Source organism: Rhodococcus koreensis, from assembly GCF_017068375.1.
Lineage (GTDB): Bacteria > Actinomycetota > Actinomycetes > Mycobacteriales > Mycobacteriaceae > Rhodococcus_F > Rhodococcus_F koreensis.
On record NZ_CP070609.1, the window covers coordinates 8185512 to 8198105 of the forward strand.

The 12594-nt window shown below is 67.4% G+C and carries 10 protein-coding genes; 4 read left to right on the forward strand and 6 right to left on the reverse strand.

Features of this window, described 5'->3' with window-relative positions; translation table 11 throughout:
- Positions 1 to 51 precede the first annotated feature (51 nt).
- Positions 52 to 1137 (reverse strand): NAD(P)H-dependent amine dehydrogenase family protein, encoded by a 1086-nt coding sequence (locus JWS14_RS37255; protein ID WP_206015407.1) that lies wholly within the window; start codon positions 1135 to 1137, stop codon positions 52 to 54.
- 160 nt (positions 1138 to 1297) lie between these two features.
- On the opposite strand from JWS14_RS37255, the gene JWS14_RS37260 reads away from it, so the two are divergent.
- Positions 1298 to 2890, forward strand: a complete 1593-nt coding sequence (locus JWS14_RS37260) for an HD domain-containing phosphohydrolase (protein ID WP_206015408.1) — start codon at positions 1298 to 1300, stop codon at positions 2888 to 2890.
- 38 nt (positions 2891 to 2928) lie between these two features.
- On the opposite strand, the gene JWS14_RS37265 is transcribed toward JWS14_RS37260, so the two are convergent.
- A complete protein-coding gene (locus JWS14_RS37265) occupies positions 2929 to 4707 on the reverse strand; it encodes an ABC transporter ATP-binding protein/permease (RefSeq protein ID WP_241031564.1) in 1779 nt (592 codons plus the stop codon).
- Positions 4704 to 5102 (reverse strand): WhiB family transcriptional regulator, encoded by a 399-nt coding sequence (locus JWS14_RS37270; protein ID WP_206016260.1) that lies wholly within the window; start codon positions 5100 to 5102, stop codon positions 4704 to 4706. Before JWS14_RS37270 ends, JWS14_RS37265 begins: the two co-directional genes overlap by 4 nt.
- 365 nt (positions 5103 to 5467) lie before the next feature.
- On the opposite strand from JWS14_RS37270, the gene JWS14_RS37275 reads away from it, so the two are divergent.
- Positions 5468 to 6760 (forward strand): SAM-dependent methyltransferase, encoded by a 1293-nt coding sequence (locus JWS14_RS37275; RefSeq protein WP_095860639.1) that lies wholly within the window; start codon positions 5468 to 5470, stop codon positions 6758 to 6760.
- Between the two features lie 85 nt (positions 6761 to 6845).
- Here JWS14_RS37275 and JWS14_RS37280 read toward each other — a convergent pair whose 3' ends face one another.
- From JWS14_RS37280 to JWS14_RS37290, 3 genes are all read right to left on the reverse strand, one after another.
- A complete protein-coding gene (locus tag JWS14_RS37280) occupies positions 6846 to 8909 on the reverse strand; it encodes a transglycosylase domain-containing protein (protein ID WP_072942191.1) in 2064 nt (687 codons plus the stop codon).
- A gap of 426 nt (positions 8910 to 9335) precedes the next feature.
- A complete protein-coding gene (locus JWS14_RS37285) occupies positions 9336 to 10319 on the reverse strand; it encodes a potassium channel family protein (RefSeq protein WP_206015410.1) in 984 nt (327 codons plus the stop codon).
- A gap of 110 nt (positions 10320 to 10429) precedes the next feature.
- Positions 10430 to 10828 carry a RidA family protein gene (locus JWS14_RS37290; protein WP_072942187.1) on the reverse strand — a complete coding sequence of 133 codons (399 nt, stop codon included), beginning with the start codon at positions 10826 to 10828 and terminating at the stop codon, positions 10430 to 10432.
- A 108-nt stretch (positions 10829 to 10936) separates the two neighbouring features.
- Between JWS14_RS37290 and JWS14_RS37295 the strand changes: the two genes are divergently transcribed.
- Together JWS14_RS37295 and JWS14_RS37300 are read left to right on the forward strand one after the other, a co-directional pair.
- Positions 10937 to 11971 (forward strand): Rv2578c family radical SAM protein, encoded by a 1035-nt coding sequence (locus JWS14_RS37295; protein WP_095860637.1) that lies wholly within the window; start codon positions 10937 to 10939, stop codon positions 11969 to 11971.
- Positions 11972 to 12128: 157 nt separating this feature from the next.
- Positions 12129 to 12584: a hypothetical protein gene (locus JWS14_RS37300; RefSeq protein WP_206015411.1), complete on the forward strand. Its 456-nt coding sequence runs from the start codon at positions 12129 to 12131 to the stop codon at positions 12582 to 12584.
- Positions 12585 to 12594 lie beyond the last annotated feature (10 nt).

Consider the following 12594-nt stretch of genomic DNA (forward strand, 5'->3'; position numbering starts at 1 on the left):
AAGTATTTACCGCAACGATGGTTAGCGCAAGGGCTAACTGTTTGGCTGGTGTCAGCCGAGCTTGCCGTGACCGGGGACGAGCGGGACATCCAGGGCGTCGTAGAGCCCCGGCGCGGCCGTCCGCAGCCACGGAATCGCGTTGACCAGGCGCCCCACCGCGGTGGCATTGCCACCGGCCGCTCGATTGCCGCCCTCGTCGGTGGCCTCCACATTGACCTCGATCCGCGGACGGCCCTCGATGATCACCTTGTGGGCGCCGTCCCCGCCGTCCGGTGGCACGGGCCAGTCCGGGGCGCACGACGGGTGGATCCGCGTGACGTGCTCGATGACGATGCGGGGTTCGCCGCCCACGATGCCCTGAACTTCGAAACGCAGTGCCCCCTGGGTTCCCGCCTCGAACTCGCCCATGAGTTCGGTGGCGATCGTCTCCTCGAGCGGCCGGCGTAGCAGCGTCTCCCGGATCTCGTCGAGTTCCACCCCGAGAGCGCGGGCGATGAGCCGGATCTGGCCGCCCCACACCATCGTCGGCACCGTCGCCGCGACCATCGGCGGTTCGTAGTCCATCGGCTGGCCCATGCCGACGAGGTACCGCACCGAATCGTGTTGGTCGTACGTGGTGTAGTCGAAGATCTCCTGGCACCGGATCCGGTCGATCGTGCCCGCCAGGCCCGTCATCAGGATCGGCAGGATGTCGTTGCCCCATCCCGGATCGACACCCGACACGAACAGCGCGCCGCCACCGGACTTCGCGGCCGCCTCGATCGGGTCGCGCAATTCGGCCGGCGCATTACGGTGGTCGTAGAGCGCATAGATCGACGGGGTCACGACGACCGCCCCGGCATTCAACGCGCGGGTGATGTCGGCCGCGGCCTCGTCCGGGCGGATGTCACCCGACGCGGCGTAGACGACGGCGCCGGGAGAGTTCGCGAGCACTGCGTCGGCATCGTCGGTTGCCGCCACCCCGAGCGAGCGGCCGAGGCGCGCGAGGTCGCCGGCGTCGCGTCCGACCTTCTCCGGGTTCGCCACGAGCACCGCGGACAGCTCGAGTCCGGGGTGGGCGTCGACGGCGCGGATCGCGGCCCGCCCCACATTCCCGGTTCCCCATACCACGGTCCGGATCTTCCCCTGGTCAGCCATGGAATCGGACCCTACCCAGTTTGCGGGCCGGTCATAGCCCGAATCGGGCAACACCGGTCCCATTCGTCGACTGTTCCCGGCAGCGCTAGACCGTGTCCAGGTGGACCGTGTTCAGGTGGACCGTGTTCAGGTGGACCGTGTTCAGGTGGACAATGGGTAGATGCACCCGCACGGGACGCTGCCCGGCTCGGAAAAGGGACTGAGCAGAGCCGAACTGCTGGCCTCGGTATCGCTGGCGATCGACCTCGGTCTGGGTCAACCGATGGAACACATGCTTCGATCGTCGTTGATCGCGACACGGATCGCCGAGCGGATGGGGCTCGACCCCCGGCAGCGAGAGACCGTCTATTACGCCAATCTGATCGGGTGGATCGGTTGTCACGCCGACTCCCACGAACTCTCGGCGCTCTTCGGCGACGACATCGCCTTCCGCGCCGACACCTACGCGGTGGACATGACAGGCCTGCCGTTTCTGCGGCTGACGATGAGTCATGTGGGACGCGGATTGCCGGGCTGGGAGCGCGGTATCCGTGCGGCAGCATTCCTGGTCGCCGCGCGCGGTCAGGTCGCCACGCTGATCCATTCGCATTGCAGTTCCGCCGGGGTTCTTTCCGATCGGATGGGTTTGGACGGGCAGGTCGGAAAGGCGCTGGCCTACGCCTTCGAACGCTGGGACGGCCGCGGATTGCCGAACGGTTGTCGCGGGGAGGGTATCCCGGTCGAGATCCACATCGCTCACGTAGCAGACGTCGTCGAGGTGCACCTGCGGACGGGTGGGCTCGCGCACGCGAAGGACGTTCTGCGTTCCCGGCGCGGCAGCCAGTTCAGCCCGGCCGTGGCGGAGGTGTTCGAACGTGACGCGGCGGCGATCGTCGACGGGGTGCTGGAAACAGACGTGTGGATCGCGGCGTTGGCCCAAGCGCCGGATCGTGACCGAACCCTGACGGCCGACGAGAGCGACGAGTTGCTCAGGGCCATGGCTGATTTCGTCGATCTCAAATCGCCGTTCACCCTGGGGCATTCGCGTGGCGTCGCGAATCTGGTCGCCGGGGCGGCCCGACACCTGGGCATGTCACCACCGGACGTCACGAATCTCTACCGTGCCGGTCTCGTGCACAGTCTCGGCAAAATGGGGGTGTCCAACCAGATCTGGGAGAAGAAGAAGCCTCTCACCACGGCCGAATGGGAACGGGTACGGATGTATCCGGATCTGACCGGCCGGATACTGAGCCGCGTCAATGGCTTGGAATCGGTGGTGTCCGTCGCGATGAAGCACCGGGAACGGATCGACGGGTCCGGCTTTCCCCGGGGGATCGCCGGCGCGGAGTTGACCGCGCAGGACCGGCTGCTTGCCACGGCGGACGCATATCAGCGACTGCTCGAACCGCGTCCACACCGGCCGGCGCTCGATCCTCGCGGCGCTGCGGATCGGCTGCGCGAGGAGGCGCGTGCCGGACGCCTCGACGCCGAGTCGGTGGCGGCCGTGCTGGCGGCGGCCGGGCAACGGCTGTCGAGGCGCACGCCCTGGCCGGCCGGGCTGACCGACCGCGAAGTCGAGATCCTGCGACTCGTCGCGCAGGGCCGGTCCAACCGGGAAATCGCCGCCGAACTGTTCATTGCAGAGAAGACGGCACGCAACCACGTCGAACGTGTCTACGCCAAGCTCGGTGTCAACAACCGCACGCAGGCCAGTCTCGCCGCGATCGACCGGGGTCTGGTGGGATTCCCGGTCAATGCAGTCGTGGGGAAGTGACGCGTCCGCCGTCCGGCGGGACCGACCGTGCCGGGCCGTCATCGCCGGGATGCGCCGGGCCGGGACCGCCGGTCCAGTACCCACACCGTGGCGAGTGTGAGGCCCACGGCAAACGAGGCGAGCGCGAGGAGACTGCCGCCGGTGCCACCCCGGAAGGTGTCGCCGTAGGCGGACATGGCCGGCACCGTGGCGCTGTACCGGTCGAGATCCAGGTCGCGACCCAATGCTTCGAATGCGTGGCGGTTGGACAGGCCGAGGCTCATCAGGCGTCCCGGGACGGCCATCTCGTCAACGGGAACTATGGCGCCACCGAACAGAACCTGAGGGAAGCAGAGCATCGGCAGGGCGAGGGCGGCCTGCGCGGCGTTCGAGACCGCGGCCGAGGCGAGCAAACCGAGGACCAGCGCGGACGTCGCTTCGATCACAATCGTCACGAACAGGAAGGCGTACACGTGCCATCCGACCGCGGGGAGCCGACCGAGCGCCCGCAGAACACCGAGCAGCAGCCCGCTCACTCCCGCCAGCACCGGAAGCAGCGCTGTCACCTTGGATGCCACGTAGGCGCTCACGCTGAGCCCGGCCAGGCGCTCCTGCCGGAAGACGGCCATCTCCCCGACGATCTGGAGCAGTCCGTACGTGAGGCCGAAGAAGAAGCCCGCGAAGGCGATCCAGAACACGATCTGGGCGGGGCCGAGGTCGGCCGCACTGCGCGGATCGAACGCGCCGCGCTGGAACAGCGTCGCCATCATCGCCGTGACCAGCACCGGTGAGCCGAGCAAGACCGCCAGGGTCAGCCGGTTGCGAAGGAGAACGTCGACATTGCGTCGTGTGAGGAGCCACCATTGCTGCACCATGCCCGTGCGTTTTACGTCCGAACGGGTGGCCGGGAGGGGCGGTGGTGCCGAGCCGGGCCGGGCGTCCGAATTCTCACCGCTGTCCGCGAATCGCTCCGCCCAGATCTGAGGGGTGTGCTCGCGTGCCAGCCGGTCGTACACCTCGGCCAGATCCTCCACACCGAAGTAGCGTCGAGCCTCGGTCGGGCTGCCGGTGAAGGCCAGGTGGCCGTCGCGAGCCAGGAACACCACCCGGTCGCACCGGTCGATGCCGGCCGGCTCATGTGTCGTGAGGACGACTGTGACCCCGCGCCGGCTGAGTCGGTGCAGCAGGCGCATCACGTCGGCTGCGGTCGACGGATCGAGCCCGGAGGTGGGTTCGTCGAGGAAGAAGAGGCGTGGCCGGGTGAGTAGCTCCACGGCGATACTGGCCCGCTTGCGTTGGCCGCCGGACAGCGCACGGACCGGCACCTCGGCCCGATCGGCCAGGTCGAGGTCCTGCATGGTCTCGTCGACGATCCGGTCCGCTTCGGCCGCCGACGTGCCCGCGGGCAGCCGGAGCCGCGCCGCGTACCGCAGCGTGCGGCGTAGGGGCATCTCGAGGTGGATGATGTCGTCCTGGGGTACGTAGCCGATACGCGAATCGGCGACGACCCGGGCCCCGCGAACGACGCCGTCGTGCCGAACCTCCCCGGCCGACGGTGGTTGCAGTCCGGCGAGGATTTCCAGCAACGTGCTCTTTCCTGCTCCACTGCCGCCGGCAATGGCGACCAACTCGCCCGGTTCGACCGATAGCGACAGCTCCTGGAGGATCTGCCGCCCCCCGACACTCCTGCTCACGTCGACCGCATCGACCCGCCCGCCGTCCGCCACTTCAGGTGCGTGATCCGACAGGCAAATACCGACCCGCCCGACGGTCGGTGGTTCGAACGCCGATTCGGTCGTGACCGGTGATTTCCGTGATTCCTGAACTCGCTTTGTCATGCCCTGATCATCGGTCCGCCGGTTCCGTCGTCGCATGAGGCGTTTGCCTCAAATCGCGAGGTCCGTCCGGGGCGCGGGTGCTGGGAACCGAGTGGACGGCGCTCACCGCCGCGGAGTCGCTTGGTGTGCCTTCGCCGGTCCGTTTCCGTCATACCACCCCACACGCCGTAGGGTTCACCCACCGTGAGCGCGTGATCGCGGCACTGTTCGAGCACGGGGCAGGGCAGGCAAATCTGCCGGGCCTGCGCTTCGCGCCGGGCACGGGCGTTTCCGCGTTCGGCATCGGGGGCGAAGAACACTGCCAGATCGTTACCGCGGCACGCGGCACGCGCCTGCCAGTCACCGGAATCGTGTGTGACGTTGCCGCTGGGCGTGAAGGGGTCCGCGGTGGACAGTAGCTGTGCACGTGCTTCCTCCGGAGGGTTCCGTCCGGCTGCAGCGGAGGTGTCAGGTGGCACGGAGAGTCCTTTCGCTGTGTCGGCGGTCCAGGCGACCTGGGCGACCACTTCAGGGTCGTCGGCGAGACGAGCAGAGAACACCGACATTCACCTAGTCGTTCCCAGGCGTGCGGGCGGCGAGATTCGAGAATCGCGGCGCCCGAATCGGTAGCAGTAGTTGGTGTGATGGTCTGCGGCGACGGACGTTCCATCGATATGGTCGACGAGGTGGATTGTGGGACGTTTGTGGGTTGACAGGCCTGTGGGTCACGGCGAGCGGCATGAAGTGCGCACGCCGGACCCACACTTCGACGGAGGTGGGTATGACGGTCGCTGACACGGTGGCTCCGCTGGTTCGCGCGGTGCTCGGTACACAGGTCCCGGTGGGGATCAGGTGCTGGGACGGTAGTCGCAGTGGGCCTCCGGACGCGCCGTGGCAGGTGCACCTCGTCAATCGGCGGGGTCTGCGGCGGTTGCTGTGGGCGCCGAACGATCTCGGTTTCGCCCGGGCCTACGTGTCCGGCGACATCGACATCGAGGGTGACCTGCTCGCCGGACTGGACGCGCTGGAGGAGGTGGCGGACCCGAGCCGGGGCCCCGGTGTGCGGATCGACGGGCAGACGAAGAAGGCACTGGTGACGGCGGCGCTGCGCCTGGGGATCGTCGGGCTGCCACCGAAGCCGCCGGCGGAGGAGATGAAATTGGCGCGCGGGCGCCGGCACGACAAGGCCCGGGACGCCGCCGCGATCAGCCACCACTACGACGTCGGCAACGATTTCTATCGACTCGTGCTCGGTGAGTCGATGACCTACTCGTGTGCGTACTGGGCGGAGCCGGGCGGGGATCTGGACGCGGCCCAGTACGCCAAATGCGATCTGGTGGCCCGCAAGCTCGGACTGACCGCGGGGATGCGGGTACTCGACGTCGGCTGCGGGTGGGGGACTTTCGCGCTGCACGCGGCACGTCATTACGGTGTGCACGTCGTCGGTGTCACCCTGTCCCACGAGCAGGCGGACTACGCCGCCAAACGGATGGTCGACGCCGGGGTGGGGGAGTTGGTGCAGATCAGGGTCCAGGACTACCGCGACGTCGCGGACGGCCCCTACGACGCGATCTCGAGCATCGGCATGGCCGAACACGTCGGCGAAACGATGCTGGCGACCTACGCTGCGGACCTGTTCGCACTGTTACGCCCGGAGGGCCGGTTGCTCAACCACGCGATCTCGCGGCGACCACGCAAGACCGCGGACAGTTTCTCCACGACGTCGTTCATCGATCGCTATGTGTTCCCCGACGGTGAAATCGAACCGATGGCACCGATGATCGACGCGCTCGAAGGTGCCGGCTTCGAGGTGCGCGACGTCGAGTCGCTGCGCGAGCACTACGCGCTGACCCTGCGGGCCTGGGTGGCGAACCTGGAGGCGAACTGGGACGAGGCGGTGGCCTCCAGCAGCGCCGGGCGGGCACGGGTGTGGCGGCTGTACATGGCCGGAGCGGCCTTGGCCTTCTCGGCGAACCGGCTCGGGATCAACCAGATTCTGGCAGTCAAAAGCACCGATCGGGGCAGCAGCGGCATGCCCGGCACCCGCGACGAACTCTTGCGGGCGCACACCTGAGGGGCGGCGTGCCGAACCCGGGTGGCGCTGAACCGCACAGGGGTGGAGGCCCGCTCAGGTCGTCGCGGGCCTCCACACCACCCGGTCAGCGGGCGTAGCGCGGGTCGATCGGAGGCAGGGCGGTGGGGCCGAAGTTGTTCGCGATCGGCATCATCGCCGTGAACCAGGTGCGGGCCGGCTCGGTGCCGCCGAACAGGTTTCCGTCCCCGCACGCGCGCAGCGGGCTGGTACAGATCTGGCCGGGGGTCGGAGTGTCCCCGAACACGTAGACGCTGCCGGCCAGGTTGTTCGTGTACCCGACGAAAGCCGACGACATGTGCGATTCGGTGGTCCCGGTCTTGCCGGACATCGGCAGTTTCCACCCGGCGGCGCCGGCCGCGGCCGACGCCGTGCCACCGGGCAGGTCGTCCTTGCTGAGCGCGTTGGACAGGGTGTCGGCCAGGCCGGGATCGATGACCTGCTCACACGCCTGCTGGGTGAGCGGGACCGGCCGGCCCTGCCGGTCGACGATGGAGTCGATCGGGCTCGGCGGGCACCACTTGCCGTGTGAGGCCAGGGTCGCGGCGACATTCGACAGCTCCAGCGGATTGATCCACACCGGGCCGAGGGTGAACGACCCCAGATTCTGGTCTTTCTGCATGTCGGCCAGGCTCTGGTCCCCGAACCCGGACGTGCCCGGTTCGTTGTAGGACCGCATGCCGAGGCGTACCGCCATGTCCACCGTCGCATCGACCCCGGTGGCCTGGAGAAGTTTCACGAACGCGGTGTTCGGTGACTGGGCGAGGGCGTCGGTGAGCGACAGTGCCCGCGGATACGGGGCGGCGTTCTGCACGCAGTAGGCGCCGCCGGGACACCCGGGCGCGCCGCCGTCGCCCATCCCGTAGGCATCGAACCGGCCCGGTACGTCGAGGATCGCGTTCAGACGCAGCCCCTTCTCCATGGCCGCTGCCGTGGTGAAGATCTTGAACACCGATCCGGCGCCGTGCCCGGAGAGGGAATAGGGCAGCTCCTGCACCGTCTCGGCGGCGGCTGCGTCCAGGCCGTAGTTGCGGCTGCCCGCCATCGCCAGGACTCGGTGTTGGTCCTGCCCGGGCTGCACGACGTTCATCACGCTCGCGATGTCCGGGAGTTTCGGGTCGGCGTAGGTGGACACCGCCGACTTCACCGATCCCTGTACGGCCGGATCGAGGGTGGTGCGGATCAGGTAGCCGCCCCTTTCGAGTTGCTCCCGCGACAGTCCGGCGTTCTGGAGGTACTGCAACGCGTAGTCGCAGAAGAACCCGCGGTCGCCGGCGGCGATGCATCCGCGGGGCAGGTTGTTCGGTTTCGGGAGCACCCCGAGCGGCGTCTCCTTCAGGGCGCGGATCTCGGCGGCCCGGTCCGGAACATTCACGACCAGGGTGTCCAGGACGACGTTGCGGCGCTCGAACACCCCCTCCGGGTTGGTGTAGGGGTTGAGTGCGGAGCTGGACTGCACCATGCCCGCGAGCATCGCCGACTGCTCCAGGTTCAGGTCCTTGGCGTCGATGCCGAAGTACGTGCGGGCGGCGTCCTGCACACCGAAGGAACCGTTGCCGAACGGCACCAGATTCAGATACCGGGTGAGAATTTCCTCTTTGGAGAGTTCCTGGTCGAGGGTCATCGCCATCCGGATCTCGCGGATCTTGCGGACCGGCGTGGTCTCGATCGCGGCCCGGCGTTCGCCGTCGGTCTTGGCGACCACGTGGAGCAGGTAGTTCTTCACGTACTGCTGATTGATCGTCGAGGCACCCTGTTCGATCTGACCGCTGGTGGTGTTGGTGAAGAACGCCCGCATCGTGCCCTGCCAGTCCACCCCCTGGTGTTCGCCGAACCGTCTGTCCTCGATGGAGAGAATCGCCAGTTTCATGTCGTTGGAGATCTGGTCGCTCGGGACCTCGAATCGGCGCTGGTCGTACAGCCAGGCGATCGGGTTGCCGGTGACGTCGGTCATGGTCGTCACCGCAGGCACCACCCCGTCGGCCAGTTCGGCCGAGGAGTTACCGACGCTGTCGGCGGCGCGGTTGGATGCGTACCCCAGCCCGGCGGCGATCGGGAACATCACCCCGGCCAGCAGCACTCCCGCGGCCACCGTGGCGCCGGTGAGTTTGAGAACGGTCCTGGATTGCAATTCGGCACCTCCTGCGACGATGCACCGGCAACGACGCAACCGGTGCTCGCCCGATTATCGGGCCACTCGGCGCGGTTGGGGCGCGAATGACACGCATCCGCCACAACGTGACGGGTGACCAACCGGCCGCGCGGCCTCTCATGGGCGATGCCTCACCCCGCGCATTCATCGCATGTGTGTCCTCCTCCGGCCAACCCGGATGGTCAGGACGGTGACGCCGGGGAAGGGCGGGGCGGAGGCCGTCGACCTCGATCGGAATCTGTCACTCCGCGGCCGCGACCGAGTTCGTCGAGTCCGGATCGTTGGGAAACCTGATGAAGCCGAGGTTGTTTCGGCAGAGAACACAGGGAGGTGACCCCTCGAGAGCCGCCCACATCGGTTCGGTGTGAGCCCTCGGGTAGGCCGGTGATCAACCCGCGCAGGGAGTTACGGGTTGACGTGGTGGCGTGCCGCATCGAGTTCGTCGGGGGTTCCGAGAGCGATGAGGATCGTTTCGGGTTCGAGTTGGATAGTGGGCGCCGGATTGGCGACGAACTGACCGGAGACGGTGCGAATCGCAAGCAGCAGTGCGCCGCTTACGTGAAGTCCCATCTGCGCGAGCGTGTATCCCACCCAGGGTGAAGCGGAACCGACGGTGATCTCTTCCATTCGGTAGTCGAGGGTTTCGTCGTGCATCACCACATCGAAGAATTCGGCCACGTGGGGTTGCAGTGCAAAGGAACCCATTCGGCGGCCGCCGATCAGTTGCGGGTTTACAACCCGGTTGGCGCCGGCGCGTACCAGTTTGGACATCGACCCCTCGTTCCGGGCGCGGGCGATGATGATGAGATCCGGGCGCAATGCCCGGCTCGACAGCGTGACGTACACGTTGTCGGCGTCGGTGTCGAGCGCGGAGATCAAGGCGTGTGCATGCGCGATCCCGGCTGCTTCGAGGGTCCGGTCGTCGGTGACGTCGCCGATGACGGTGGGATGCTCGATATCTCGGAGTCTGTCCGGTACGCGGTCGATGACGACGATCTCGCGGCCGAGTGAGGTGAGGTATTGCGCGCTCGCAGTACCCACCCGGCCCCATCCGCAGATGATGATGTGGCCGGTCATCCGGCTGATGCGTCGATCCATTCGCCGTCTCTCCATGTGGTGGCGTAGGTGGCCCTCGATGAGCGCCTCGAGGAGGACGCCGAACATGTACAGCGCGGTGCCCACCCCCGCAAGGATGAGTATGATCGTGAATATTTCTCCGACGCGGCTGAGCGGATGTACTTCGCGGAATCCGACGGTCGTGATCGTGGTGACGGTCTGGTAGAGCGCGTCCAGGAGCCCGAAGCCGAGGACGATGTATCCGACCGTGCCGATGACAACGACCAGCGCGAACGCGAGGAGCGCTCGACCGATTCGTCCCAGGGGGCTCACCGCGACAATTGTTCACCCAATGTCGTCGAAGAGTGGGTACTTCCGGTGGACCACTGGTAGGCGGGGAGGCGGACGTGGGCTCGTCGGCGTGGTGCCGCCTCCCCGGACGGTCAGTCGCCGATGACGGCGTCGGCCTCGATCTCGATGAGCAGGCCGGGGGCGATCAGCGCGCTGACCTCGAGGATTGTCGTGGCGGGACGGATCTCGCCGAAGACCTCGCCGTGTGCGATGCCCGCTTCTTCCCACCGGCTCATGTCGGTGAGATACATGCGGGTGCGGATCACGTCGGTCGTGCTCGCGCCGGCCTCCGCGAGCGCCGCCTCGATTCGGCGCAGCGCCTCGCGGGTCTGCTCTGCGAGATCATCTCCGCCGACGGGGCCGTCGGGACCCGACGCGGTGGTGCCCGACACGGACACGAGCTGCCCGATACGCACGGCACGGGAATAGCCGATCTTGCCTTCCCACTCGGAACCGGACGAGACGTTGTTTCTGTTCGACATGAGCGACATTGTCGCAAGCCCCGATCCGGCGCTCACCAGCGCGGTCGACGGTGACGATCTCGTGTCCACCCGGTGCGAAGTCTTGACACCGGTTAGAACAAATGTTCGCATGTACTCATGAGGTGGGATGGGCAAGCGGTCGACGCCGACGACGGTGCATTGCCGGGGCTGGAACGCGCCGGACTCGTGCGGAGCGTGCAGACACCCGAGTTCGACGGCATCACCTTTCACGAAGTGCTCTGCAAGAGCGCGCTGAACAAGATGCCCGAGGAGTCGCAACTACCATTCCGGTTCACCGTCAATGCCTTTCGCGGGTGCTCGCACTCGTGCCGCTACTGTTTCGCCCGGCCCACCCACGAATACCTCGACCTCGACGCGGGCCGCGACTTCGACAGCCAGATCGTCGTGAAGACCAACGTCGCGGCGGTGCTGCGCAAGGAGTTGGGGCGCAGGTCGTGGAAGCGTGAACACGTGGCGCTCGGCACCAACACCGATCCGTATCAGCGCGCCGAGGGCCGGTACCGTCTGATGCCCGGCATCATTCGCGCGCTTGCCGAATCCGCGACCCCGTTCTCGATTCTGACCAAGGGGACGCTGCTGCGGCGCGACCTCCCGCTACTGACTCTCGCCGCCCGGCAGGTCCCGGTGAGCATCGGCGTCTCGCTGGCGATCCACGATCCCGACCTCCAGAAGTCGATCGAGCCGGGAACACCCACCCCGAAGGCGCGCCTCGATCTGATCCGGGCGATCACCGACGCCGGGCTGCCGTGCAATGTGATGGTGGCCCCCGTCATTCCGTTCCTCACCGATTCGGTGCGGCACCTGGACGGCCTGCTCGAATCGATCGCCGATGCCGGCGCCTCGGGCGTGACCGTCTTTCCGATGCATCTACGCGGCAGCACGAAGGGCTGGTTCATGAACTGGCTGTCGACGGAGCATCCCGCGCTGGTCCGTCAGTACCGGCAGTTGTACGGGCGGGCGGCCTACGTTCCGCCCGAATACAAGTCGTGGCTGAGGCAGCGAGTCGACCCACTCGTCGACCGATACGGTCTCGGCGGCGGTGCGAAACACCGGGAGGCCGGACAACCCGAACCGGATCGCCGTGAACTGGTCGGGGCGGGTCGTCCCGGACCGGCGCTCACCCTCTTCTGAGGCCCGTTCCACCGGCTGATCGGCCGCGCCGTAGGCCCGGATGGATCGCGCGACGAACGATACGTCGACCCCGGCGGTGCGGACGCGTAACGCGCCCCGCATTCCCGGGAGACACACGGGGGAGGGGTTCGCCCGCCGCACACGACCGAGGAGCGCCATGACTGTGGGAAATCTGGTAGGCCGTTCGGCGGTGGTGGCGTCGCTCGCCGCTGCCGCGCTGATCGGCGCACCCACTGCTGCCGTTGCGGATACGGCGACGCTGACACCCACGTTCACGATCGGGCACGGTCTGAACCCCGGCGACATCAGCGTGTGCGGTGGCCGAATCGACGCCCAGGCGTCGTCCGGCTACCCGGGGCCGTACGGGCCGAACTACGTCATGCTGAGGACGCATTTCGTGGGCAGTTCCCGGGTCTGCATGGTCGACGGAACGTTGCGTTGGCGCAACCTCGACACCGGCGCCTCCGGAACGAAGCAATGGGCGTTGAGCGGATGGGACGGTCCGGAGGCTCCGACAGCCGTCTACTTCGATCCGGGGGCGGGTCGCGTCCGTGTCGAGATCACCCCGAGCACGCCGAACATTCCGGGGACAGGCGAGTTCACGGCCTCCTGAACTCGGGCAC

Bases quoted from the DNA above. Each gene is read 5' to 3' on its own strand.
- JWS14_RS37255 (WP_206015407.1), bottom strand. From the start codon at position 1,137: ATGGCTGACCAGGGGAAGATCCGGACCGTGGTATGGGGAACCGGGAAT.
- JWS14_RS37260 (WP_206015408.1), top strand. From the start codon at position 1,298: ATGCACCCGCACGGGACGCTGCCCGGCTCGGAAAAGGGACTGAGCAGA.
- JWS14_RS37265 (WP_241031564.1), bottom strand. From the start codon at position 4,707: ATGACAAAGCGAGTTCAGGAATCACGGAAATCACCGGTCACGACCGAA.
- JWS14_RS37275 (WP_095860639.1), top strand. From the start codon at position 5,468: ATGACGGTCGCTGACACGGTGGCTCCGCTGGTTCGCGCGGTGCTCGGT.
- JWS14_RS37290 (WP_072942187.1), bottom strand. From the start codon at position 10,828: ATGTCGCTCATGTCGAACAGAAACAACGTCTCGTCCGGTTCCGAGTGG.
- JWS14_RS37295 (WP_095860637.1), top strand. From the start codon at position 10,937: ATGAGGTGGGATGGGCAAGCGGTCGACGCCGACGACGGTGCATTGCCG.
- JWS14_RS37300 (WP_206015411.1), top strand. From the start codon at position 12,129: ATGACTGTGGGAAATCTGGTAGGCCGTTCGGCGGTGGTGGCGTCGCTC.